This window comes from Nocardia sp. NPDC003979 (assembly GCF_053605015.1).
This window is the reverse complement of record NZ_JBSGIJ010000004.1, coordinates 314,807-338,616: the sequence shown is the minus strand read 5'-3', so window position 1 is coordinate 338,616 and position 23,810 is coordinate 314,807. Positions and strand designations below refer to the sequence as shown.

Sequence of the window (23,810 nt, the reverse complement as noted above, 5' to 3'; positions counted from 1 at the left end):
GGAGGGACGACCGATGCGATACGTGCTGCTGATCCGTCCCGAGGATCACCTGGTGCTCGGGGTGAGCTGGACCGGATGCGTCCCCGAGGGCACCGGCATGCTCACCGCCGAGGACAACGCCCGGCTCACCGTGCTGTTCCCGCCGCAACATGTGGGGGAGGAGTGCTCGCCGCCGTTCTCGGACGCGCCGGTGACCCTGGCGGCGGGGACGACCGGAGCCCTGGTTCCCGGATGGCGGGCGGTGCTCGCCGGGCCCAGCCGGATCGTCGTGGCGGTGCCATCGGGGCAGCGAATCCCTCTGACTGTCCAGGGAATTCTGGATGCCGTGATGAACGTGCCACTGGTAGTCGACTCGGGCGCAACCGCCATCGAGATTCCCTGGCGCACGATCCTGGTGCCGGGTAGCAGGGTGGTGCGAGGGGATTCCCGCAGCCGTGCGGGCCGAATCGATGGGGCGCTACCCGGTGCGGGGCCACTGCCGGAAGCATCCGTGACCGCCTCCGACCGAGGGCCCGGCGGGCCCGACGGGCGTGGCACGCGCAGGTCCGGCGACGGATCGGTCGTCTGCCGACATACCGGTGCCACCACGCCGGACGGGGTGCGTGGGCTCTGGCGCACCAGGCTGGTCGACGCGGAAACAGCCGAGGCAGTGGCTCTTTCGGATGCGCGGCTGGCGGTGCGCGTTGTCGACCACGACATTGCGAACACCATCGACCCCGAATTCGGGCCCGACAACACCCTCGGCACTCCGCGCGCGGTACGCACCCGCCTCGTGGCCGAGACCGCGACCAGCCCGGCGACCGTGTCCCGTCTCGAATTGAGCACCCTCGGGGGCACCCTGCACGCGAAGGGCGCCTGGACGTCGTTCGAATGGGAGCAACGCGCCGTTCTCGGCCGGGACATGCTGGTGCGCTCGCGACTCGAGGGTGTGCTGTACCCGCTGGGACATCGAGCGGAATACCTCGAGGTCGTCACCAGAGAGTTCGACCCGTCGGCGGGCGGAGCGGCGGTGCTGCGGCGGATCGGGGTACTCACTGTTCTCGAACCGGTGCGCCACCCACCCGAGGACGCCGCGCTGCGCCGCCGGTTCCCACTCGGCACCGTAGAGATCGAACAGACGACGTTCACCGACCTCGATTCGCCCAACGCCGGTCCGGGTTGGCAGTTCACCGGCCTGCCCGGAGTGGGCGAGCAGGCCACGCATTTCCAGCCGACCACCACGGCCGGGGCGCCGGTGCGGTTCCCGATCCGGTGCGTCACCTCGACCGGTGTGCTGACCTTCGGGATGCCGCTGCTATTCGTCGCCGAGATCGACCTCGGCGCTGGCACCTCGCTCACCGACCCCGGTCTCGCGCAACGGCTTCGAGACGATTACGGCAGCGTCGCGGTGTCGGTCGCACCGACACCCCTGGATCTGGCGGGGGCAGGTGGCCGTGGCCGCGGCGACATCCACGAGGTCCACGGCCTGACCATCACCGGCTCGGCGCAACATGCCCTGGCCGACGGGTACCGCGCCGGACTCACCCAGCTCGACATCGCTCTACCCGCACTGCGCGTGCTGCGCGGCGACCATCGCCTCACCTCGGTTCGCCTGGCGGAGAACTACTTACGCGACGGCGCGGCCGACATACTGCTGGAAATGCTGCCCGATCAGGCCCGCGATATCGACTTCGCCGGCGACGCCGCACGCTCGGGTGGTCTGCTCGCCCCCAAGTATGTCGCCGACGCCATCTCCCGCACGCTCGGCCCGGTGAATCTGCGGGCACTGCCCAACCCGGCGACCGGATTCATCGACCCGGCCGCCCTATTCCCCTCGGATCAGGCCCAGCTGCTCGGCTTTCCGTTACGCACCCTGGTGACCCAGTTGCGACTACCACCCGAGATCACCGCTGTACCACGGGTGGGCGCACCACCGGAAGTCCACATGAACTGGCGCGATATCGCCCTGCGGTCGGTCGGCACGTTCGTCGCAGGACCGGGCACCCGGCTCGACCTGAGCATCGTCGTGGCACCCGACCGCAACGAAAACCAGTGCACGGTCAAGGAATTCACCCTCGAACTACCGCCGGGTCCCAAGCGGGTGCTGCGCCTGAGTTTCGCGGCACTGACCTTCACCCAGCGCGGCGCCGCCGCACCCGAGGTCGCCGTCGACGGCCTCCGGGTCGAGTTCGTCGGCGCCCTGAATCTGCTGAAGGAACTCCAGGATCTGGTTCAGCTCGGTGAAACCGGCAAGATGCTCGACGTCAGCGCTCGTGGCATCACCGTCCGCTACGCCATGCCGTTGCCACCGGTCACCGCCGGGGCGTTCGTGATGCGCAATATCGCCCTCACCTCTGCCGTCGACATCCCGTTCGACGGCAGACCGGTCGGGTTCACCTTCGGTTTCGCCAGCCGGGCGAACCCCTTCCAGCTCGCGGTGATGATGTTCGGTGGCGGCGGCTACCTCGAGATGCAGCTCGATCGCGACGGTCTGCGCCGCTTCGAGGCGGCGCTGGAATTCGGCGCGTTCGTCGCCGTCGACTTCGTCGTCGCCTCGGGTGAGGTGCACGCGCTCGGCGGCGTGCGGTTCACCCTCGAATCCGACGGCGCGGTGACTCTGTGCGGGTACCTGCGCATCGGCGGCTGTGTCGAGGTGCTCGGGCTGATCAGCGTCTCGATCGAACTGTGCCTGTCGCTGACCTACCGATCCGAACGTAACGCCCTCGTCGGCCGAGCGACCCTGGTGATCGAGGTCGACCTCACCCTCTGGTCGGACAGCGTGGAAATCGACAGCGGCGAATGGGTGCTCGCGGGCGGAGCCGCCCGCAGACCGGCGCTGCGCGACCGTGACACCGCACTGGCTCAGTGGCTCGAATACCGGGCCGCGTTCGCAGGAGTAGGGCAATGAACGAAGCCGAACACTTCCGGATCGTCGCCGATGTGGCACTGACCCACTCGGTGAGCCGGGTCGCGGTGAGTCACGACGGCAGGCGGGTGTTCGCGGGCACCGGGTGGTCGCTGTTCGGAAACGACGGCGGCGGCACACCGGGATCGAGCATGCTCGACGGAACCACGGGTCAGGTGCTCTGGAGCGAGACGGGCGCGAGGTGCTTCGATGTGGTCTTCACCACCGACGGCGAGTCCTTCGTGTTCACGGGCGTGAACGACGCCGAGGAGCGGTGGGTGTCACTGTTGCGCACCGCGAGCGGCGAGGAGGTGTGGTCGCACCGGGGCGGCGGGTTTCTCGAACTCAGTCCGGACGGCACCCGGCTCGCCCTCATCGGGATACTCGACGACGGTGCGGGCGGCGAGTTCGCGCAGAACATCGTGTTCGACGTGGCGAGCGGCGCGGTGCTCTACCGGCAGGGAAACTCCATGACCCGGCCCCGATTCCGGTCCGACTCGACGCTGCTGTGCACGGGCTGCCCGTCGCTGGTCGACCTGACGACGGCAACGCCGCGCTGGCAGCTGGGGGACCACACGAACATCCCGTCGGCCGCCGAATTCACCCCCGGCGGCGACGGCGTGATCTTCGCGAGCGCCACCTGGGGCACCATCACCACCTACGAACTCGAGGTCGACGCGACCGGTGCGGCTGTCGCGCGCGGCGCCGTCGACGCACCGGAACTGGCGAACATCAACACCTGGTTCGAGAGCCTGTTCTACAGCCCCGGTCGCGAAACCCTTGTGCGCGTGGGCAACAACGACATCGCTCTGCTGTCGGTCGTCGACGGGGGCGTGCGCAGGACACTGCCGGTTCCGGGGAACGGTCCGTTCGCCGGTGCCTTCCTGCCGCGCGGCGAGCGGCTCGCGGTGAACGTCGCGATCCCGCCCGCGACGGACCCGGCCGGGGTGAGCGTCATCGAGACCACCGGCGAGTCGGTCGTCTGGTCGGATCCGGGGCACACCGTATGGCACCTCGCGGTCACCGGGGACGGCGCCGGGCTCGTCACCGGCGGTGAAAGCGCCGTCCGGGTCTACGAATTGGGCACCCCGGCGCGGTCACGACGTGATTGCGGCGCCCGAATCGGCGCGGTGGCAGCCAGTGCGGGCGCGGCCGGAATCGTCGCCGCCGCGGCCGAAGCGAAACTCGTCGTCTTCCGCGCCGCGACCGGTGAGCTGATGCTCGAACGGGTGCACCCCGGTCCGATCGGTGCCGTGGCGGTGAGCCCCGACGGACACGGCGTGGTCACCGGCAGCAGTGACGGCCGGTGCAGGCACTTCGACACGCTGACCGGTGCCCGGTGGACCGCGCGCCACAACGGGGCGGTGAACGCGGTGGCCTTCAGCGACAACGGAACCCGGATCGCCACCGCGAGCGCCGACCGCACCGCCCGCTTGTTCGATCGGATACCGGGTGCCGATCCGGAGAATGTCACCGAGCTGTGGTCGCATCAGCATCCACTCGCCGTCACCCACGTGGTGATCGGTCCGGCGGCCGCCTGGGTCGCCACGGCGGCATTGGATCGCAAAGCGCGCATCCTGGCCGGGACGACCGGCACCGAAGCGCATCCACCGTTCGAACACGACGCCAAGATCCGGGGACTGTGTGCCCGCGCGAACACGCTCGTCACCGCGAGCGAGGACGGCAGCACCCTGGTGATCGATGCGTCGACCGGGGTGCGGCGCCTGCGGATCGAGCATCCGGGCCCGGTGACGGTGCTCGCGCTCGCACCCGATGCCGGGCTGCTCGCCACGGCACGCGGGCAAGTCGTCGACCTGTGGCGTATCGACGGCGAACGGGAGGTCCTCGTGCACCGGCTCACCGCGCGGGCCACCGTCAACGACCTGGTGTTCGCGGCGAACGGCACCCTGATCGTCTCCGCCGACGACCCGGTCGTCGCGGTGCTCGACCCGGCCACCGGACGGGAGATCGACCGGTTCCTGCAGCCCATGCCGATGAGCCGGCTGGCCGCGGGCGCCGACGGCCGGGTGGTCGTCGGCGCCTGTACCGACAACATCGCACGCGTGTACGAGGTGGACGATGAGTGAAATGCTCTGGGTGGCAGTGCCGTCCGGTCGTGACGGCGCCGAACTGTCGTTGCGGGTGCTGGTCGTCCCGAGGTTCGCCGAAGGCACCCTTGTCGATTTCGGGCTCGCGGACTGGCCGTCGCTGCTGAACGACCAGACGGGTTTCGAACTGCGCGTGCGCACCGACGCGGGGGAGCGGGTCGTCGCCACGGCGCCGCGCCTGGTCGCGCGGGCGCGTTCGGAGCTGTGGCACGAATTCTTCGGCGGCGAAGCGGGTTTCGTGCGCCAGTGGGAGGACCGCACGGTGCGCCCGCCCCAGGTGTCCGATACGGCGGCGACCGCGACGAAGGTCGCCGCGACCTTGCGCACCGTCACCCGCACCGGCGCCGAACGCCCACCCGAGGAGACCGAGGCGGCGGTGCGCGAGCAACTCGCCACCTGGGACGGCACCGCCACCCCACCCGTCTCCGACGACAACGAACCACCCCCGCCGGTGGTCGCCGACTTCCACCGCACGGTCGCCAACCTGCGCGAACATCCGGCGGTGCTGCTCGAACTCGGCCTCGTCTTCGAACTCCGATGTTCCGCGACCGACCTGGCCGAGGGCACCGCGCTGCTGAGTGTGCGCTGCATCGATCCGCCGTTCCTGCGCAACCTGGTCACCGCACCGTGGACCCGTTACGAACTCACCACGACCGGCTTCCGGCCCGCACCCGATCCCGCGGCGTCCTCCGGCATCCGCGCGGGCATGCTCGACCTGTCGGACTCGGTCTCGCTCACCGACCCCGCCGCTCCCGCCGCGCCGCGTCGCTGGGCCGTCGCGACGTTCGACATCGACGGTGGCGCCGACGGTTTCCGCCAGGCCGCCCACGATTTCGCCGTCAACGCCCCGGCGCATCCGGTGCTGCCACCGGTCCGTTCCAGCGGCATCACCCTGTTGCAGCCGGGTCGCGGCCGTGAGTACCGCGCGCGCAGCGGCGCCGGTGCGCGACGATCCCGCGACCTCGGTGACGCCGTGTTCACCGCCGAGGACCTCGTGCTCGGCTATCGCGTCGACATCCGGCGCGAGGGCGCCCCGTGGCTGTCGGTGTGCGCCCGCGACGCCGGCTACCGCGTGAACGGTGTCGACATCGTCGCGGGCCGGGAAGAGGGGCATGTGAAGCCGTTCGCCGCCGTTCGCGGCGCCGACGGGCAGCTGCGTGCCGACGAGGTGGTGTTGCGCTGGGACGGATGGAGCCTCGCGCTTCCGTCGCCCAACCTGCGCGGCGACACGAGCGGCCCTGCGCGTAACCCCGCGCAGCCCTTGCCTTTCGACTTCACCTGGAACTACTCGGTGCCGCCGCGCAGCATGCCCGCGCTGCGTTTCGCCGACCTGTATCAGGTGCGGGTGCGTATCGCCGATATGGCCGGTGGCGGGCTCACTGCCGCCGAACTCGACGACGCAACCGTGGCGAGTACGGCGGTGAGCTATCTGCGGCACGACCCGGTGCCGCCGCCACAGGTGCACGGTCCCGCCGCGCTCGCGCCTGGTGCGGCGGTCACCCGGCTGGTCATCCGCAGCGATGTGGACCGCGGCGTCGCCGACCTGCATGCCGAGAACCCGGACTACCCGGTTCGCGATACGCGGGTCCTGCGCGCACCCACCGCCGCGCTGTCGCTGATCGAACAGCACCGCATGCTCGACGAACGCACCGACGAGGAGTCCTTCCAGCTCGCCCAGCGGGCCATGGACACCGACGGCAGCGGCGCCGGCCTGCCCGATCCGGTCGCCAGCGGGGTGCGCGCCCAGGTGCGGGCAGGCGAGGCGGGGCTCGTCGCGCCCATCGGCGACCACAGCGCCTGGTCACCCGTATGGCCGCAGCACGCGCCCAAAGCGGTGGAACTGCACGATAATCCGGGTGTCGAACCGATCGCGGTCCGCTGGAACGGTGACGTGCTGAGTGTGGGGCTCGCGAAGGGCAAACAGGCCAGGATCGAGCTGAGCTCCACCCTGGACGGTGAACTGTCGAACCACCTGGCCATCAGCGACGCGCTCGCCGGCGGTGCGGGCGAACCGACGATCTCACCCGACAGCACCAAGCTCGGGCGCAATCCCGCCGTCACGCCACCGGTGCGGGTCGACGTGGTGCACGCGGTGAAACATCCACTGCGCGAACCTGTCTGGGAGTTACCGGAAGGCGCCGCCCATCGGGAACCCAACGACCCGACCGCGTTGCTCACCCCGCTGTTCACCGACGCGGGTCTCGATCCGCACAGCACCGGCCGGCTCGGGTTCTCCGCCGCCTGGACCGATGTCACCGACACCGGCGCCCTCGCCACCGCCGCGCACACCTCGAGGACACACTCCGACCTGCACAGTCAGGTCGTCGAGCCCGGCGAGATGCCGTCGGTGCGGTTCAGGCACGAATTCGGCGACACCCGCCACCGCACCATCACCTACACACTCGAGGCGGCGAGCCGCTACCGGCAGTACTTCGCGGCAACCGATCCCGAATCCGACTTCGCCGTCGCCCGCACGCAAGCCCCGGTCGTCATCGTCTCCAGCGCCCGGCCCACGGCACCGACGGTACTCGGGGTCGTACCCGCCCTCGCGACGCACGTCGCGAGGGCCGGAGCGGACCGACTCGAATTCAGCCGGGACAGTGGCCGCATTCGGGTCGAGGTCGCACGCCCCTGGTACGAAACGGGCGAGGGGGAGCAGTTGGCGGTGGTGCTCGCGCCGACCGCCAATCCGACCCCGACGGTGGCCGCCACCGTGAGCCGGGCCGGACGCGACCCGCTGTTCGGGACACCGGATCTGCCGTCGTTCCCGCAGGCCTCGTGGTTCCCGTCGGCCGTCGAGCCGGAGGAGGTGATCGTCCCCGAGCTCGGTGAGTTCGTCACTGTCGCACCGCATTCGGTGTCGCCGGGAGGTGACCGGTGGTTCGCCGATGTGGCGATCGCCGTGCCGGAGGAACATCAGTCCTATCACCCGTTCGTCCGGCTCGCGGTGGCCCGCTACCAGCGGCACAGCCTCGACGGCATGAGCTTGTCGCCGATCGTGGTCACCGACGCGGTGCCGTTGCTGCCCGACCGGCATGTGGTCGTCGATCGGTCGGGGAACGAATTGCGCGTCGGTGTCACGGGTACGTCACCGAATCCGCTGAACCGGCTGGAGCTGCGCCTGGAGTCCTGCCCGGCGGGCCTCACACCCGAGTCCGTCGACCTCGTCGTCGATGATCCGGCCGAACAGCAGGGCCTCGCGGTATGGCGGCCGGTCGGCGCGACGGTCGAGCGGGCCGAGGACGGCGGTATCGCGCCGCTGACGCTGCCCACGACCGCCGATCACCTGCGCCTTCGCCTGTGGGAAACCGAGAACCTCGTGGGACCGGAGTCTGCGGAACTACCCGGTGAATTGCGGATGCGCACGGTCTTCGTCGCCACGATGACGATCCCCCCGGAGTGGTACCGAGCGTGAGAGAGGTGCGGGCGTTACCCGCACCCCCACTTCTCACGGTGTGAACGGACGCTGTTCGAGGAAATCGGCACCTGCGTTGAGCGGGTACAGATTCGGCACCTGATCCGGCGGCATGATGTTCATGATCTGCCGATGGAACTGGGTGTACCCGCCCGTGAAAGCACCGTTGGCCCACACCTCGAGCAGCGACCCGGTGAACTGGCCGTTGACCGGCCCGTCGTAGGACAGCTGCGAATCCTGGCAGCCCGACAACAGCACCACACTCGCGCGCAGGTCCGAACGCGACTGCGGGCCGCTCAAGCGCTGCACGAACGAGTACAGCTGCCTGCGCCGCTTGTTGTCCTCGGACTGCACCTCACGCGGCATCGCCTTCGGGCTGCCCTGCACCACCGTCGGCGCGGCCGGTGCGTCGGCGTAGGCGCGCTCGGCCACGTTCGCGATGGCCGCGCGGCTGTCGCGCGTGAAGGCGTCGCGCACCACGGTGCCGCTGTGACAGCTGTCCGAGCACACCACCACCCGCACGCCCGCCGCGAACTGACGCCACATCTGGAACAGTTCGTCATCGACGATCTGACGGTCGAACGCCACCCAGGTCTCGTCCTGATTGTCGTCCTCCTCGCCGTCGACGTCCCACGCCTGACCGCCGTGCCCGGAATAGGTGACGAGCACGAGATCGCCCGCCTGCGCGTTGGTCGCGAGCTGACCGATCTCGCCGATGATCGCGAACGAGGTGGCCGCGCTGTCGAGCAAGGTCACCGAGGTGGCGAAGCCTTGCGCGGCGGCCAGCGCCGCCATGGAATTGGCGTCGTTCACGCAACCCGCGAGTGCGCCGTCCCAACCGCCGTAGGCGCCGGGATCGACCCGATTCAAACCGATGTGCAACGAATATCCGCTCACTGCCGTTCCTCCATCCGAGCCGGAATTATCGAAAGTCGCCGAATTGTTCGGCACTTCTCATCCTCGGGGTATGGCGCCGACGCCGATAGCGTGGCGGACTACCCGAATACGGCGGTGCGCAATGGGGTAGTGGATTACGCATTCGGTGGACCGGGTCCGCGCGCAACCATTGGAGGACAGAGATTCTCCCGCCGAGAAAGGGCAGAGAAATGTTGCAGGCAGACAGCAGTGACGCGGTCGTCGCGGCGAGCGCGGACACCGTGGAAGAAGCGGATTTCGAGTCGACCAAAGCGGGATACTCCGCCGTCGAGGCGATGGGCACCCGCGCCATCGGGGAAACGAATATCACTTCGATCTTCTGGGCGCAGAAGGGTTTGCTCACCCACGGCACCGGCGCCTGGGTATTCGGTTTCCCGAATGCGACGGTCCGCGCCGACAGCCAGGTCGCGGTGAGCCTGACCGAGCGGGACAACAACGGCACCCCGATTCTCGGCCTGGCGACCACACAGGTGCTCAATGTGGTCCCGCACGCCGACGGCACCATTTCGGTGCGATATCACGTCGGCTGGAGCAGCAATATCAGGGTGCTGTTCAACTTCATCATCGTGAATTGAACGCCCGGCAGTGTCGCGGTACGCCGGGCCGGCCCGACAGCGTGGTCGGTTCCGGTCGCCGGTGTTCTGCGGCAGTCGCGACAGCGCTCGTCGACGACAACGAGGTCGATCGCGAGCGGGCCACGACGTCCTGCCGGCTAGGAACCCGGTCGTGTTGTTCGAGCCGATGCGGCGAGAACCTGCTCGGTCTTGGTGGCGCCGGTCGCGATCTCCAGGCCGAGCCCGTGCACGGTGTCCTCGAGGGCCTGTTGCGCGGCGGCGGCGCGCAGATGCAGGTCGACGGGTGAATCCCCGGGTGCCGCAGTGATTTTCATCGCGAGCTCGAGCAGGTCGAGCTCGCTCGTCTGCCAACGTTCGACATCGGCGCACAACGCGCCAAGCGCGACACCGGTCCACCGCAGGGCGGTCACCGGGCCCCGCGCGCGCAGCCGGTCGACCGCGACACCCGGTGGCGTGCAACTGACCAGGAACTGTCGCTGCGCGGAGGCGAGGGCTTCGGTGACATCGCCCCCGCGGTCGACGAACGCACCGAGGGAACCGGCGGGCCACCCACTGATCGCCGATGCCGACAACATGCGCCGGGTACCGCACCAATCGCGTTCGATGCGGTACCGCACCCCGTCGTCGAGGAACGGGCGTGCCCAGCGGCCGGTCAACTGGGCGAGCGTACACGGTCGCAGCTTCACGGTGAGGTCGTCGTCGGCGCCGCTGCGCAACCGGATGACCATCCGGCCCGCCAGCAGGTCCGGTGAGCCGGCCAGGGTGGGTTCGGCGAACCAGATGTCGCGGACAGCGGCCGCCGCCGGATCGCAGCCGAGGTGCCGCAGCGCGACCGCGACATCGGTGTCGAGGTTGACCTTGATTTCGATCGGCGTGATCACCCGGAGCCCCTTCGGTCGCTGGTAGCGGACACGGCGCGATGTCCACGGATCAGCGTCGCCCACCCCGGCCCGGCCGCGCGCGCGTAGTCCGCTACCCCATCGCGGCGCGCTCGGCTCACCCGTGGCGCTGAAGTAGTCGACTACTCGTGACAGCCGGGGACGCGCGGCGGAAACTGGGTCGATCCGGTCCCGTACGCGTGGAGTTCGTGGAGGTTCCCGATGATCGACGCCACTCATCAGACCAGCGCGCGTGACACCGCGCCCGGCCGATCTCGCATCACGAATGCCCTGGTCACTGCGGCGGAGGTCCTCGACCGCCGGATCGGTTGGTTCCGTTTGCCGACGCCACTGGGCCTGGCCGTGCTCGTCGGGTTGCGGGCGAGACTGCGGGCTCGGAACCTCTTCGACACCGGCCCGCACCCCGACGGCCCGCTCTCACCCGGTCGGCCCGGCGAGCACCGCACGCGCACCCTGGACGGCACCTACAACACTCCTGGCGACCCGCGTGCGGGTTCGATCGGCTGCCGATTCGGCCGCAACATCCCCCTCGACCACACCCGCCCCGAGGACAGCGCCCGAATTCTCGACCCCAATCCACGCACCGTCAGCACTACGCTGCTCGCCCGCGACGAGTTCCGGCCGGCGACAACCTTGAATCTGCTTGCCGCGGCGTGGATCCAGTTCGAGGTACACGACTGGTTCAGTCACCGGCCTGCCGATGCCGAACCGTTCACGGTCACGGTGGCCGACGGCGCGTGGCCCGAACCCACGATGACGATCCCGCGCACGGCAACCGTGCCCGCACCCGATCCCGCCGACCCGCCGACCTTCGTCACCGGCGAATCGCACTGGTGGGACGCCTCACAGATCTACGGCGGCACTGCCGAAGCAGCGGGCCGTCTGCGCTCGGGCAAACTCGGTCAGGTCGTTATCGACGATCTCGGACTGCCACCGCTGGATGCGGAGAACCTGGTCGCCAGGTCGCCTGCCGCCGCCAACGCCTGGGTGGGGCTCGCGCTGCTGCATTCGCTGTTCCTGCGCGAGCACAACGCGATCTGCGAGCGCCTGGTCGCCCGTTATCCGGACCGCCGCGACGACCAGTGGCTCTACGACACCGCCCGCCTGATCAATGCCGCCCTGATCGCCAAGATCCACACCGTCGACTGGACACCGGCCGTGATCGCCCACCCCACCACCGTCGCCGCCCTGCGCGCCAACTGGTTCGGATTGCTCGGCGAACGGATAGCGCGCCGCTTCGGCAGGCTCGTAGACAACGAAGTCCTCTGCGGCATACCGGGTTCCGCGCGCGAGGACCACGGCGTCCCGTACTCGCTGACCGAGGAATTCGTCGCCGTGTACCGCATGCATCCGCTGATCCCCGACGAACTCGCCGTGCGCAGCCTCACCGACGACAGAGTGCTCGCCCGTTTTCCCTTCCCGGAGCTCGGGGTGCGCCACATCCGCCGGCGTCTGGCGGAAAACCCGATGGACACGCTGCTGTATTCCTTCGGCCGGGCCAACCCGGGCGCGCTCACCCTGCACAACTACCCCGAACACCTGCGCCGCCTCGACCGGGGCGAGGACCAGCCCCTGGACCTGGCGACCATCGACATCCTCCGCGTGCGGGAACGAGGTGTGCCGCGCTACAACGAGTTCCGCCGGCAACTGCGCCTGACGCCCGCGCGTTCGTTCGACGATCTCACCGACGACCCGCGCTGGGCGCGTGAACTCGCGCAGGTGTACGACACCGTCGAGGACGTCGACCTGCTGATCGGCCTCTACGCCGAGCCCAAACCACCCGGTTTCGGCTTCGGCGACACCGCTTTCCGGATCTTCGTGCTGATGGCCTCGCGCAGGCTTTCGGCGGACCGGTTCTTCACCACCGACTTCCGGCCCGAGATCTACACCGAGGCGGGCATGGCCTGGGTGCGCGACAACACGATGCGCACCGTGCTGCTCCGCCATTTCCCCACCCTCGCCCCGGCCCTGACCGGCGTCGCGAACCCCTTCGCCCCGTGGAGGTCCCGATGACGACCTACCTGCGCTACCGCGACGATCTCGAACAACCACGTGCCGACGAGGAGCGCGATATCGACCGGATCATCGCGGTACTGCGCACCAACAACGAACGTGCCTTCCGCAAGTACAAGCGGGGCCTGCGCGACGCGCATGCAAAAAGCCACGGCATCCTGCGCGGCGAACTCACCGTCCACGCCGGCCTGCGACCCGAACTTGCCCAGGGCATGTTCGCCCGGCCCGCGACCTATCCGGTGATCGCCCGGTTGTCGAGCACCTCCGGGGCCATCCGCAGCGACCAGTTGCGCGGCGTGCGCGGGCTGGGCATCAAGGTGCTCGGTGTGCACGGCCCGCGCGCCCTGCCCGACGACGACGCGACCACCCAGGACTTCATCATGGTCACCCATCGGGAGTTCCTCTTCGCCGACGCGCATGCCTACCTCACCAAGGGGATGCCGACGGCCTGGGCACTCGCCCGGCTGCCCGATACCGCTCTGCGGGTGGGTAGCGACCTGATGGCTGCGCTCGACACCCACGTGCTGCGCCGCGTCGGCAAGGGCGTGCCACCCAATCTCGCCGTCTTCGTCGCCCCGAACACCCATATCCTCGGCGAGACGTTCTACACCTCGGCGCCGCTGCGTCACGGCGACTACGTCGCCAAACTGCTCTATGCTCCGGTGTCGCCGGAAGTCGTTGCGCTGCAAGGCCGACCGATCGCGACGTCGGCGGGCGTGAATGCCCACCAGAACTCGGTGATCGACTTCTTCGCCAACCACGGCGCCACCTACGAACTACGCGCCCAGCTGTGCACGAACCTCACCAGCATGCCCATCGAAGACGCCACCGTCGACTGGCCCGAAACCGAATCCGCGCACGAAACTGTGGCGACCCTGCGCTTCGACCGGCAGGATCCCTACACTCCGCAACGCCGCGCCTACGGCGACGAGGTGCTCTCGTTCAACTCCTGGCGCGGCCTCGACGAACACCGGCCACTCGGCTCGATCAACCGGCTCAAGAAGCGGGTGTACGAGGCGTCGAGCAACTACCGCCACGACGTGGGCAACGCGCCACGCATCGAACCACGCGACGCCACCGAGCTGCCGCCGTGACCAGCACCGCACCCACCCGTCCAGCGCCCGCGTCCGGCGCGTTTCGTTGTGGCGTCGTCGCAGGACAACTACACTTTTCGCCCATGGGCGGACTGTGGCAGCTGCTCGATCGCCCCACCGAGTACGAAGCTGTCCACCGCGCGCTGACGAGCGGCGAAACCGGTGGCGTGGTTCTCGTCGGCGCGGCAGGCGTCGGCAAGACCACACTCGCGCGGCTCGTCACCGCAGCCCTCCCCGATCCCGTGCGCTGGGCGGCGTGCACCGCCTCCTCCCAAGCCATCCCGCTCGGTGCCTTCGCGCCCTGGATCGCCGCCTCGGCGTCGCGCGACCCGCTCGCGCTCCTGCATTCCGCACGCGAGAACCTGCTGACCGGGCCCGGCACCGTGCTCGGCGTGGACGACGCCCACCTGCTCGACACCTTGTCGGCCACCCTTGTGCACCAGATCGCCGTCGACCGGGCTGCCCGCGTTGTGGCCACGGTCCGCAGCGGCGAACCGGTACCCGACGCGGTCACCTCGCTGTGGAAGGACGGCTACCTCGAACGAATCGAGCTGGCGCCGTTCACCAAACAGCAGTGCACCGCCCTGGTGCAGTCCGTACTCGGCGGAACACTCGAAGGGCTCAGCGCCGATGTGATGTGGGAGTCCTCCGGCGGTAACCCGCTGTTCCTGCGCAATATGGTCGAGGGCGCGGTGGAGGCGAGCACCCTCACCGATGTCAACGGGGTCTGGCAGCTGCGCGGGCCGACCGCGGTGCCCTCCGGGCTCGTCGCGTTGCTCGACGAACGGCTCACCAGGGCGGGCAAACCGGTGCTCGACGTGCTGGAGATGCTGGCCGTCTACGAGCCGCTCGATATCGACATCCTCAGCGAACTGGTGGGTGTGGAGGCGGTCGACGCGGCCGAATCGACCGCGTTGATCCGGGTGTGCAGGCACAACGGGGCCGTCGATGTGCGGTTCAGCCACCCGCTGCTCGGCGAGGTGGTGCGCCGCCGCGTCGGCACCGCCGCCGCACGCGCCCGGCGCGGACGCCTCGTCGATACGCTGCGCGACCGGGATCTGACCACGCCCGCACATCGCATCCGGTTGGCCACGTTGTGTGTCGACAGCGACCGGCCCGTCGACGTCGACCTGCTCATCGACGCAGCCAAAGACGCTGTGGCACTGGCGAATCTGCCGCTCGGCGAGCAGCTCGCCCGAGCCGCCTGCGAACGCGGAGGCGGGCTGCGTGCCGCCGAACTGCACTCGCGTGCGCTGCTGTGGGAGGGCAGGCCACGCGAGGCCGACCGGATCCTGGCCCGCTTCGACCCCGACCGGCTCGACCCTCTGCAACTGGTCCAGTGGGGAGTGGTGCGGGCGAGCCTGCGCTTCTGGTCGCTCGGCGACGTCGAACACGCCCGCGAACTCGTCGACCTGCTGCGCGCCCGGGTCGAGTACCCCGCACTGCGATCGACCGTCGATGCCGCGGCGGCGGCGATGGCCGTCCACCAGAACCACATCGCCGAAGGCATCGATGCCGCGCAGCGGGTCATCGCCGATCCCGAATCACCCCGCCAGGCGGTCGATTTCGCTGCCTTCGCGCTCGGTCTCGCCTTGCCGGTCGCCGGTCGTGGCGCCGACTTCGCGCCCATCGCGGCGCGCAGCCGTGCTCAGCAGAAGGCGACCGACGGGCTCATCCGGGTGATGGTCCGCTACGGCGACGTTCTCGCCCTCACCACCATCGGCGACCTCGACCTCGCCGAACAGCGGGCCACCGAGTACCGCGAGTTCTCCTCGGCCGGGCAGTTCGCCGGCTGGGCGGTGGCCCGCATCGCCGCCGGGGTGGTCGCCACCTACCGCGGGCGGTTCCGCGACGCGATCACCGCCTTCGAACAGGCACTGGCCGCCCTCAATGCCGAGGCTTCTTTGCCGTGGAAACTACCCGCGCGATTGCTGTTGGCCCGCGCCTACGCGGCACTGGGGGAGGTGGAGAACGCCGAGCGCGTCCTCGGCGACGCCGAAGAGCACAGGGGGCCGCATATGGCCCTGCACGAACCGCAGCGGGTCATCGCCCGCGCCTGGCTCGCGGCGGCCGAACACCGACCCCACGCGGCGGTCGAGCTGGCCCGTACGGCAGCCGATATCGCCCATCGCGCAGGCCAATTCGCGTTGGAGGCCGAGGCACTGCACCACGCCGCGCGGTTCGGTGACCGGACCGTGGCGACCCGGCTCACGGCTCTCGCCGCCCGCGTCCAGGGCCCGATCGCCGGGCTCTACGCCCGGCACGCGGCGGCGCTGGCCAAGTCCGACCCCGTTGCCCTCACCGAGGTGAGCGCGGATTTCGAGGCCGCCGGCTTGTTGTTGTCGGCCGCCGACGCCGCCGCCCAAGCCGTCCCCGTCTACGATCACGCCGGACGACGCCACCCCAGCGCCGAGGCCGCCGCCCGCGCCTCGGCCCTCGCCGCCCGCTGCGACGACGCGGGAACCCCTGCCGTCACCGCCGCCGCCCGCCCACTTCCCATCACCGAACGCGAACGTGAAATCGCCGCCCTGATCGCCCGAGGCCTGTCCAACCGGGCCATCGCCGAACGCCTGTGCGTCTCCATCCGCACTGTCGAAGGCCACATCTACCGCGCCTGCATCAAACTCGACGTAGCCGACCGAGACCAACTCGCCCGCCTGATCCGCAGCCGCTGAAGGCGCGACGCATCGACCAGAGTAACTGGGGCTCAGGGCATTTCGATGGTCTCGGCGCGGGCTACCTCGTTGATGGCGCGGGTGATGCCGGCTTCGGTGGGAATCCGGGTTGCTTCGGAGAGGTGGGCGATCAGGAGGATGGCGGCGGGGTGGGGGTTCGTCGGTGGGCGGTCGGGGTGTTCGTCGATGCCGAGGGCGCCGGTGAGGGCGGTGGCTACGGCGGTCGGGTCGAGAGTGGGGAGCCAGGGGAGCGAGTCGCGCAGGACGTCGGTGAGGACGGCGCGGATGTCGTCGGCGGCGAGGCCGTCGGGATGGGCGGCCTCGAGGAGGTCACGGATGACGGCAGACAAGACGATGGTCACCTGGTCGACGGGCAAGTCGGCCAGATCGGCGGTGTGTTCGAGGAAGGCTGATTCGTCGCGGGTGCGTGCGGCGGCGACGGACGCCGCGACGGTGGTCGCGATGGCGCGGGCAGGCATCGGCCAATCGGACGGCCACATGGTGCTCCTCAGGGTGGATCGCGCACGGGTTTCGCGCGGGGCGCCGCCAGCCTAGCGAGCGGGGCACCAGCTTCTCACAGTCTCAGAATCGAGTCTCAGAATATTAGTTTTTGAGAACGCGATAGACAGTCGCTCGCGACACCCCGAAACGCCGGGCGAGTTCCTCGGCGCCGACTCCGGAATCATGCGCCGTCCGCACCTGCTCGGCCTGTTCCGCCGTGAGTGCCGCCGGTCGTCCACCGTTGCGCCCACGGGCCGGACCACGTGCCGCCGGAATGCCCGTGTCGCCGAGCAGCGCTCGCGCGCCGTCCAGGATCAGGGCACGCAGCCGTTCGATCGGTGCGTCGCGGAACAGCACCACCGGATCGGCCAGCCCGGCCACCACCTGACACGCCCGCACGCGCTGTTCCAGTCCGGCTCCCGGCCCCGCGACGAGGTCGTTGGCCAGCGCGATCGCCGCCCGGAAACGGTCGGCGATCGGCGCCTGGACCAGCAGGCTCATGTCTTTGACGAGCATGGTGAGCGTCTGCCGGTGGCGCAGATGCACATCGACATACCCCTCGATGGTCCGCCACCGCACGTCCTCGGCGTCGGTGCCGGTCTCCGCCTCGGCCAGGGTCGCTTCCAGCTCGTCCAGCAGGGGGACGGTGAGCTGGTGCAGGATCGCCTCTTTGGAGTCGAAGTGGTAGTAGAGGGCGGCCTTGGTGATGCCGACCTCGTCGGCGATGGCCTGCATCGAGGTCGCCCGGTAGCCGCGCGCGGCGAACAGGGAACGCGCGGCCGCAAGAATTCGCTCCGATGTCATCGCACCACTTACCTCGGGTCAGTTCGGACGCTACGATCACTTACCAAGAGTCAGTCTAGTGAGGCGGGAGCAAGTCCTGTGCGAACCCGAGTGTCCTTCCCATCCGGAAACAGCCGGTGCGTCGGCTACCTGGATCTCCCCGAGGGTGGGAGATCGCTGCCCTGTGTCGTCCTGTGCCACGGATTCAGTGGAACGATGGACCGCCTGTTCGACCACGCGCGACAATTCGCCGAAGCAGGCTGGGCCACACTGGTATTCGACTACCGAAGCTTCGGCGAGAGCGAGGGTGAACCGCGGCAGGTCCCCGACATCGCCGGGCAACTCGACGATCTGCGCGCCGCGGTCGCCTTCGCCCGCGCGCACGACCGCATCGACCCCGAGCGCATCCTGCTGTGGGGCAACTCGCTCGGCGGCGCCCACGCGATCACCGTCGCCGCCACCGACCCGCGCATCGCCGCGGTCGTCGCACAGATCCCGTTCAACGGATTCCCCGAGAAGGTCGAGGGCCGCTCGGCCGCCGACAACCTGGCACTGCTGGCTGCCATCATCTGGGACACTGTGCGCGGCAAACTCCGCATGCGGCCTTACTACATCCGGATGGTCGGCGCACCGGGCGAACTCGCCGTCACCGCCTCCGCCGACGCCGAGCGGCACATCGCCACCCTCACCGGCGGCGGCGAAACACTCTGGCGCAACAGCATCGCCCCGCGCGCCCTGCTGTCGATGATGCGATACCGCCCGGCCGAATCCGCCGCGCGCCTCACCTGCCCAATGCTGGTGTGCGCCGCCGCCGACGACCGGGAGACACCCCTCGACACCAGCCGCGAGCTGGCAGAACGAGCACCCGACGGCCGATTGCGCGTCTACCCTGGTACTCACTTCACCTTCTACACCGAACCGGCGCTGCGCACCCGCGTCGTCGCCGATCAGATCGAGTTCTTCCGCCACGCCTGCGATCGGGTGTGACGTGCAGGGTTGGCGCTGATCACACGGGGTATCCGCGTGGTACCCCTGAGTGGGAAGGATGCGATGACGATGCGCGGACGACGTAACCGACGTGATCGAGAAGTACGCGAAGTACGAGAAATCCAGGCCCGACCACCTCATCAAACCGTCAAGTCACTGTTCTCGCTGCTGGTTCTCGCCTGGCTGCTGGCCGGGCTGGTCGCGGCGTTCCAGCGGGACTACTTCACCGACACCCCGACCAACTGCGGCGACTGGGGAACCATCGCGCTCACCGTGGCGGCGGGTCCGCTGAACTATCTCGGCATGAACCCCAAGGTCGGCGAATGCCAACTGCCCGAACCGAGCCAATGACCTGACTATTTGGCATCCCCGTAGCACTGCACCACCGCCGTGGTGAAGGGGAACCGCACCGGTGTCTCCCCGAATGTGAGCCTGCCCGCCAGGTCGGCCGCCGCCGCGATCGCCTCGGCGACCACCGGCGCCTCCTCGGCCGGGCAGTGCACGATCACCTCGTCGTGCTGGAAGAACACCAGCTCGGCGCGCATTTGCGCGATCGCCTGCCGTAACGCCGCCAGCACAAGCAGGGCCCAGTCGGCCGCACTGCCCTGCACCACGAAATTGCGGGTGAAACGGCCCCTGGCGCGCGCCGCCGAACCGCTGCGCTCGGCAGGTGGCACATCGACCTCTTCCGGAGTGGCCGACACCGGCGGGCAGGTCCGGCCCAACCAGGTGCGTACCAGCCGACCCTCCTCGCCGGCGTAGGCCGCGTCGTCCACATAGGCCACTGCGGCCGGATATCGGCGCCGCAGACCGGCGAGATGGGTGAGCGCGTCGCCGGAGGTCTGGCCATAGATGGCGCCGAGCAGCGCGAGCTTGGCCTGGGCCCGGTCGCCACCGAAACCACGCGCCGCCAGATCCGCGTACAGGTCCTCGCCGCGACCGGCCACTTCCATCAGACCGCGATCACGGGAGATGGCGGCCAGCACGCGCGGCTCCATCTGATCGGCATCGGCCACGACCAGACACCAACCGGGATCGGCGCGGATCGCCTGCCGGATCACCTTCGGAATCTGCAGGGCGCCACCACCATTGGTCGTCCACCGCCCCGACACCGTTCCACCCGGCAGATACTCGGGCCGGAACCGGCCACCGTGCACCCACTGCTCGAGCCAGGCCCAACCGTGCGCGGTGTGCAAGCGGTAGAGCGTCTTGTACGCCAACAGAGGCGCGACGGCCGGATGATCGACGCGCTGCAATTCCCATTTGCGTGTGGACGACAGCGCGACTCCCGCCCGCGCGAACGCCCGGATGATGTCCTGGGGGAGATCGGGCCGCACACGGGTGCCGAAGGCGCGGGACACCTCGTCGGCGAGTTCTGCCATCCGCCGGGGCTCCGCCCCGCCGGGAAAACGTTCTCCGAGCATGGTGTCGAGCAGTTCTCGGTGCACATCGGCCCGCCAGGGAATGCCCGCACGCGACATCTCGGTGGCCACCAGCATGCCCGCCGATTCGGCCGCGATCAGCAAGCGCATCCGATCAGGATGTTCGGTCCGCTCGGTCCTCGCGAGCTGCCCCGCGTACACCTCGACCAGCGCGGTGAGCTCATCGGTGCCGGGCGGCAACGGCATCGGACCCGAATCGAACAGCGAGGGTTGCGTCTCGGCGCTGCGCGCGGGCGCGTCCGGTGGGACGGGCAGGTTCCGCAGCCGCGCCCAAGCCGCCGCCAACGACCGAGGCTGACCGGATTGCCCCTGCTCGTACCCGATCAGCAACGCCTCGGCCGCCTGCACGTCGTAGCAGCGTTCCACGCGCACACCCGCCGCGAGCAGCGGCCGGTAGATCTCGGCGGTGGACCGCCACACCCACCGCCCCACGTGCGGGCGTGCGCGGATCGCCTCGACCAGCGACGGCTCCGTGACAACCGGACCGGCCGGACGCCCGTCCTGGTCGAGCGGGCACAGGCGAGCGCCACCGTCACCCGTCTCCGCCACCGCCCACCGCATGCGCAGAGTCTGTCAGCAGGGTCCGACAACCACTGTTTACCGGCCCGGGTGCCGGGTAAGCGGCCCACGATCGGGAGAACCCGGACAGGAGGTAACGCGATGGCGCACACGCAGACCGGCCCGCCCACACAGCACACCCGGTCGGTCACCGAACTCGTCGACGACGCCACCAAACAGATCACCCGCCTGGTGCGCGACGAACTGCAGCTGGCACGCGTCGAAATGCAGGACCGCACAAAAGGAATCGCCCGCGGAGCCGGCATCGCCGGAGCGGGCGGACTCGTCGCGTTCTACGGCGGCATCGCGCTGACCGTCGCGGCGATCTTCGCCCTGGCGCTGGTCCTGCCCGAATGGGCGGCCGCGCTGATCGTCGGCGCCGCCTTGCTCGTGATCGGCGCGATCCTGGCGCTCGTCGGGAAGAAGAACGTCAGTTCGGCCGCACCGCCCGTACCGCGGGAAGCCGTGCACGGCATCAAGGACGACATCGACACCATCAAGGACGGGAGCAGACGATGACCGACGACCCGGAGGCCCTGCGCCGGGACCGTGACCAGGCCCGCCGGGAACTCGGCGAGACCGTCGCCGAGCTGACCGACAAATTCGACGTCCCCGCCCGCACCAAGGACAAGGTCCACGAGACCACCGAAGCGGCCAAGCACCGCGTCACCGACGCCAAATACCAGGCGCTCTACACCGCCGACAAGGCACGGGACAAAGCCGGACAGGTGGTCGGCAAGGTCGAGTCCACGGTCCCCGACCCCGTGGTCGACCGCGGCAGGCAGGCCGCGGACCTGGCCGCCCGCAAACCCCAGGTTCCGGTCGCGGCGGCCGCGGTGTTCGCCGCGCTGCTGGCCTGGTTCCTCGCCCGGCGGCGGCGCGCATGAAGACGCTGTACAAGCCGCTCGGCATGGTCGTCGGCGTGCTCGGCGGGATCGCCGCGAGCGCGGTGTTCAACCGGGTCTGGGGCGCGGTAGCCGACGGCGGCGACCCGCCGACCTCGACCACCCGCAACGCGACCTGGCGGGAAGTGCTGCTGGCCGCCGCTCTCCAGGGCGCCATCTTCGGGCTCGTGAAAGCCGCCGTCGACCGGGCGGGCGCCACGGGCTACAAGTCGCTCACCGGAACGTGGCCCGACTGACGAGGACAGGAGAACCATGTCGGAACAGGTAGGCGATTACGTGCTGCGCCGGTTGCGGGAATGGGGTGTCGAACAGGTCTTCGGATACCCCGGCGACGGCATCAACGGCCTGATCGCCGCCTTCGGACGGGCCGACAACACACCGCGTTTCGTGCAGAGCAGGCACGAGGAGATGTCGGCGTTCCAGGCGGTGGGTTATGCCAAGTTCAGCGGCCGGGTCGGCGTGTGCGCGGCGACGTCGGGCCCCGGCGCCATTCACCTGCTCAACGGTCTCTACGACGCCAAGCTCGACCACGTGCCGGTGGTGGCGATCGTCGGGCAGACCGCACGCAGTGCCATGGGCGGCAACTATCAGCAGGAAGTGGATCTGCAGGCGCTGTTCAAGGACGTGGCATCCGAATACCTGGTCGAGGTCAATGTCGCCGACCAGCTACCCAATGCCTTGGATCGAGCATTTCGCACTGCCCTCGCCCGCCGCGCGCCGACAGCGGTCATCATTCCGGCCGATCTGCAGGAGGAACCCTACGAGCCGCCCGCGCATGCCTTCAAGGAGGTGCCGTCCAGCCCGCCGAGCGCACCGCTGACCACCTCGGTGCCGGTGCGATCCGAGCTGGAACGGGCGGCGGCGGTGCTCGACGCGGGAACCAAGGTGGCCATGCTGATCGGGCAGGGTGCGCGCGACGCGGCGGACGAGGTGCTCGAGATCGCGGAACTGACCGGTGCGGGCATCGCCAAAGCCCTGCTCGGCAAAGACGTACTCAGCGACGAATTACCGTTCGTCACCGGCTCGATCGGCTTGCTCGGCACCCGCCCCAGCTACGAGCTGATGCGCGACTGCGACACCCTGCTCATCGTCGGCTCCAACTTCCCCTACAGCCAGTTCCTGCCCGAATACGAGCAGGCCCGTGCGGTGCAGATCGACCTCGACGGTGCCCTGATCGGCATGCGGTACCCGACCGAGGTGAACCTGGTCGGCGACGCGAAGGCCACACTGCGCCAACTCATTCCACTGCTCCATCGCAAGGACGACCGCTCTTGGCGCGAGACGGTCGAAGCGAATGTGGCGCAGTGGTGGCAGACCGTCGAGAACCAGTCCATGCTCGATGCCGAACCGGCCAATCCCATGCGGATCGTGTGGGAACTCTCGCAGCGCATCCCCGACGACGCGATCGTCACCGCCGACTCGGGTTCCTCCACTACCTGGTACGCCCGTTGCCTTCGCATGCGCGGCACCATGCGGGGATCGCTGTCGGGCACACTGGCGAGCATGGGCGCCGGTGTGCCGTACGCGATCGGCGCCAAATTCGCGCACCCGGACCGGCCGGTGATCGCCATCGTCGGTGACGGCGCCATGCAGATGAACGGGCTGAACGAACTGCTCACCATCCAGCGCTACCAGGACCTGTGGCCCGATCAGCGGCTGGTCGTGTGCGTGTTCCACAACAACGACCTCAATATGGTCACCTGGGAACTGCGCGCCATGGGTGGTGCGCCGAAATTCGAGGAATCGCAAACACTTCCGGACGTCTCCTACGCCGATATGGCGCGCTGCGCGGGCATGGTCGGCATCAGCGTGGACAGGTCCGAGGACATCGGCCCGGCCTGGGACCGTGCGCTGGCGGCGGATCGCCCGGTGCTGCTCGATATCCGCTGCGATCCCGAGGTGCCACCCCTGCCGCCGCACGCGACCGTCGACCAGGTCAAGGACCTGGGACGGGCTGTGCTGCAAGGTGACCCGGGCGCATGGCGGCTGCTCGTGCAGGGAGTGAAGTCGAAGGCGCAGGAATTGCGCCGCTGAG

Annotated in this window: 18 protein-coding genes; 13 read left to right on the top strand and 5 right to left on the bottom strand. The window is 69.4% G+C overall.

Annotation, left to right across the window (positions count from 1 at the left end; translation table 11 throughout):
- The first annotated feature begins 13 nt into the window (after nucleotides 1–13).
- The 3 genes from ACWEVR_RS11250 to ACWEVR_RS11240 are packed head-to-tail and all read left to right on the top strand — an operon-like array spanning nucleotide 14 to nucleotide 8,407.
- Nucleotides 14–2,887 (top strand): hypothetical protein, encoded by a 2,874-nt coding sequence (locus ACWEVR_RS11250; protein ID WP_452466806.1) that lies wholly within the window; start codon nucleotides 14–16, stop codon nucleotides 2,885–2,887.
- Nucleotides 2,884–4,971 carry a WD40 repeat domain-containing protein gene (locus tag ACWEVR_RS11245; protein WP_452466805.1) on the top strand — a complete coding sequence of 696 codons (2,088 nt, stop codon included), beginning with the start codon at nucleotides 2,884–2,886 and terminating at the stop codon, nucleotides 4,969–4,971. Before ACWEVR_RS11250 ends, ACWEVR_RS11245 begins: the two co-directional genes overlap by 4 nt.
- Nucleotides 4,964–8,407 (top strand): hypothetical protein, encoded by a 3,444-nt coding sequence (locus ACWEVR_RS11240; protein WP_452466804.1) that lies wholly within the window; start codon nucleotides 4,964–4,966, stop codon nucleotides 8,405–8,407. The genes ACWEVR_RS11245 and ACWEVR_RS11240 overlap by 8 nt, the downstream gene beginning before the upstream one ends.
- Before the next feature lie 33 nt (nucleotides 8,408–8,440).
- Here the strand turns inward: ACWEVR_RS11240 and ACWEVR_RS11235 are convergent, their stop codons facing one another.
- Complete coding sequence (locus tag ACWEVR_RS11235; RefSeq protein WP_452466803.1) at nucleotides 8,441–9,304, bottom strand: caspase family protein; 864 nt, start codon at nucleotides 9,302–9,304, stop codon at nucleotides 8,441–8,443.
- Nucleotides 9,305–9,513: 209 nt separating this feature from the next.
- On the opposite strand from ACWEVR_RS11235, the gene ACWEVR_RS11230 reads away from it, so the two are divergent.
- Nucleotides 9,514–9,918: a hypothetical protein gene (locus ACWEVR_RS11230; RefSeq protein WP_452466802.1), complete on the top strand. Its 405-nt coding sequence runs from the start codon at nucleotides 9,514–9,516 to the stop codon at nucleotides 9,916–9,918.
- 137 nt (nucleotides 9,919–10,055) lie between these two features.
- Here the strand turns inward: ACWEVR_RS11230 and ACWEVR_RS11225 are convergent, their stop codons facing one another.
- On the bottom strand, nucleotides 10,056–10,799 hold the full coding sequence (locus tag ACWEVR_RS11225) for a hypothetical protein (RefSeq protein WP_452466801.1): 744 nt from the start codon (nucleotides 10,797–10,799) through the stop codon (nucleotides 10,056–10,058).
- Between the two features lie 219 nt (nucleotides 10,800–11,018).
- Between ACWEVR_RS11225 and ACWEVR_RS11220 the strand changes: the two genes are divergently transcribed.
- The 3 genes from ACWEVR_RS11220 to ACWEVR_RS11210 all read left to right on the top strand — a co-directional run bounded on the left by ACWEVR_RS11220 (nucleotide 11,019) and on the right by ACWEVR_RS11210 (nucleotide 16,599).
- Complete coding sequence (locus ACWEVR_RS11220; RefSeq protein WP_452466800.1) at nucleotides 11,019–12,830, top strand: peroxidase family protein; 1,812 nt, start codon at nucleotides 11,019–11,021, stop codon at nucleotides 12,828–12,830.
- Nucleotides 12,827–13,924 (top strand): catalase family protein, encoded by a 1,098-nt coding sequence (locus ACWEVR_RS11215; RefSeq protein WP_452466799.1) that lies wholly within the window; start codon nucleotides 12,827–12,829, stop codon nucleotides 13,922–13,924. The genes ACWEVR_RS11220 and ACWEVR_RS11215 overlap by 4 nt, the downstream gene beginning before the upstream one ends.
- 83 nt (nucleotides 13,925–14,007) lie before the next feature.
- Nucleotides 14,008–16,599 (top strand): LuxR C-terminal-related transcriptional regulator, encoded by a 2,592-nt coding sequence (locus tag ACWEVR_RS11210; RefSeq protein WP_452466798.1) that lies wholly within the window; start codon nucleotides 14,008–14,010, stop codon nucleotides 16,597–16,599.
- 32 nt (nucleotides 16,600–16,631) lie between these two features.
- Here ACWEVR_RS11210 and ACWEVR_RS11205 read toward each other — a convergent pair whose 3' ends face one another.
- A complete protein-coding gene (locus ACWEVR_RS11205; protein ID WP_452466797.1) occupies nucleotides 16,632–17,099 on the bottom strand; it encodes a hypothetical protein in 468 nt (155 codons plus the stop codon).
- A gap of 103 nt (nucleotides 17,100–17,202) precedes the next feature.
- On the bottom strand, nucleotides 17,203–17,904 hold the full coding sequence (locus ACWEVR_RS11200; RefSeq protein ID WP_452466796.1) for a TetR family transcriptional regulator: 702 nt from the start codon (nucleotides 17,902–17,904) through the stop codon (nucleotides 17,203–17,205).
- Nucleotides 17,905–17,982: 78 nt separating this feature from the next.
- Between ACWEVR_RS11200 and ACWEVR_RS11195 the strand changes: the two genes are divergently transcribed.
- A complete protein-coding gene (locus ACWEVR_RS11195) occupies nucleotides 17,983–18,870 on the top strand; it encodes an alpha/beta hydrolase (RefSeq protein WP_452466795.1) in 888 nt (295 codons plus the stop codon).
- A 69-nt stretch (nucleotides 18,871–18,939) separates the two neighbouring features.
- Nucleotides 18,940–19,221: a hypothetical protein gene (locus ACWEVR_RS11190; protein ID WP_370465704.1), complete on the top strand. Its 282-nt coding sequence runs from the start codon at nucleotides 18,940–18,942 to the stop codon at nucleotides 19,219–19,221.
- A gap of 5 nt (nucleotides 19,222–19,226) precedes the next feature.
- Here the strand turns inward: ACWEVR_RS11190 and ACWEVR_RS11185 are convergent, their stop codons facing one another.
- A complete protein-coding gene (locus tag ACWEVR_RS11185) occupies nucleotides 19,227–20,873 on the bottom strand; it encodes a bifunctional 3'-5' exonuclease/DNA polymerase (RefSeq protein ID WP_452466794.1) in 1,647 nt (548 codons plus the stop codon).
- 99 nt (nucleotides 20,874–20,972) lie between these two features.
- Between ACWEVR_RS11185 and ACWEVR_RS11180 the strand changes: the two genes are divergently transcribed.
- From ACWEVR_RS11180 to ACWEVR_RS11165, 4 genes are read left to right on the top strand one after another with little or no spacing between them, the layout of a single operon-like run.
- Complete coding sequence (locus ACWEVR_RS11180; protein WP_452466793.1) at nucleotides 20,973–21,389, top strand: phage holin family protein; 417 nt, start codon at nucleotides 20,973–20,975, stop codon at nucleotides 21,387–21,389.
- Nucleotides 21,386–21,757, top strand: coding sequence for a DUF3618 domain-containing protein (locus ACWEVR_RS11175; RefSeq protein WP_452466792.1), 372 nt, complete (start codon nucleotides 21,386–21,388; stop codon nucleotides 21,755–21,757). Before ACWEVR_RS11180 ends, ACWEVR_RS11175 begins: the two co-directional genes overlap by 4 nt.
- Complete coding sequence (locus tag ACWEVR_RS11170; protein WP_067489661.1) at nucleotides 21,754–22,011, top strand: DUF4235 domain-containing protein; 258 nt, start codon at nucleotides 21,754–21,756, stop codon at nucleotides 22,009–22,011. Before ACWEVR_RS11175 ends, ACWEVR_RS11170 begins: the two co-directional genes overlap by 4 nt.
- 16 nt (nucleotides 22,012–22,027) lie before the next feature.
- On the top strand, nucleotides 22,028–23,809 hold the full coding sequence (locus tag ACWEVR_RS11165; protein WP_452466791.1) for a thiamine pyrophosphate-requiring protein: 1,782 nt from the start codon (nucleotides 22,028–22,030) through the stop codon (nucleotides 23,807–23,809).
- Nucleotide 23,810 lies beyond the last annotated feature (1 nt).

Excerpts from the sequence above, each read along its gene's own strand:
- ACWEVR_RS11250 (WP_452466806.1), top strand. The coding sequence starts at position 14 with ATGCGATACGTGCTGCTGATCCGTCCCGAGGATCACCTGGTGCTCGGG.
- ACWEVR_RS11245 (WP_452466805.1), top strand. The coding sequence starts at position 2,884 with ATGAACGAAGCCGAACACTTCCGGATCGTCGCCGATGTGGCACTGACC.
- ACWEVR_RS11240 (WP_452466804.1), top strand. The coding sequence starts at position 4,964 with ATGAGTGAAATGCTCTGGGTGGCAGTGCCGTCCGGTCGTGACGGCGCC.
- ACWEVR_RS11230 (WP_452466802.1), top strand. The coding sequence starts at position 9,514 with ATGTTGCAGGCAGACAGCAGTGACGCGGTCGTCGCGGCGAGCGCGGAC.
- ACWEVR_RS11220 (WP_452466800.1), top strand. The coding sequence starts at position 11,019 with ATGATCGACGCCACTCATCAGACCAGCGCGCGTGACACCGCGCCCGGC.
- ACWEVR_RS11215 (WP_452466799.1), top strand. The coding sequence starts at position 12,827 with ATGACGACCTACCTGCGCTACCGCGACGATCTCGAACAACCACGTGCC.
- ACWEVR_RS11210 (WP_452466798.1), top strand. The coding sequence starts at position 14,008 with ATGGGCGGACTGTGGCAGCTGCTCGATCGCCCCACCGAGTACGAAGCT.
- ACWEVR_RS11205 (WP_452466797.1), bottom strand. The coding sequence starts at position 17,099 with ATGTGGCCGTCCGATTGGCCGATGCCTGCCCGCGCCATCGCGACCACC.
- ACWEVR_RS11200 (WP_452466796.1), bottom strand. The coding sequence starts at position 17,904 with ATGACATCGGAGCGAATTCTTGCGGCCGCGCGTTCCCTGTTCGCCGCG.
- ACWEVR_RS11190 (WP_370465704.1), top strand. The coding sequence starts at position 18,940 with ATGCGCGGACGACGTAACCGACGTGATCGAGAAGTACGCGAAGTACGA.
- ACWEVR_RS11185 (WP_452466794.1), bottom strand. The coding sequence starts at position 20,873 with ATGCGGTGGGCGGTGGCGGAGACGGGTGACGGTGGCGCTCGCCTGTGC.
- ACWEVR_RS11180 (WP_452466793.1), top strand. The coding sequence starts at position 20,973 with ATGGCGCACACGCAGACCGGCCCGCCCACACAGCACACCCGGTCGGTC.
- ACWEVR_RS11175 (WP_452466792.1), top strand. The coding sequence starts at position 21,386 with ATGACCGACGACCCGGAGGCCCTGCGCCGGGACCGTGACCAGGCCCGC.
- ACWEVR_RS11170 (WP_067489661.1), top strand. The coding sequence starts at position 21,754 with ATGAAGACGCTGTACAAGCCGCTCGGCATGGTCGTCGGCGTGCTCGGC.
- ACWEVR_RS11165 (WP_452466791.1), top strand. The coding sequence starts at position 22,028 with ATGTCGGAACAGGTAGGCGATTACGTGCTGCGCCGGTTGCGGGAATGG.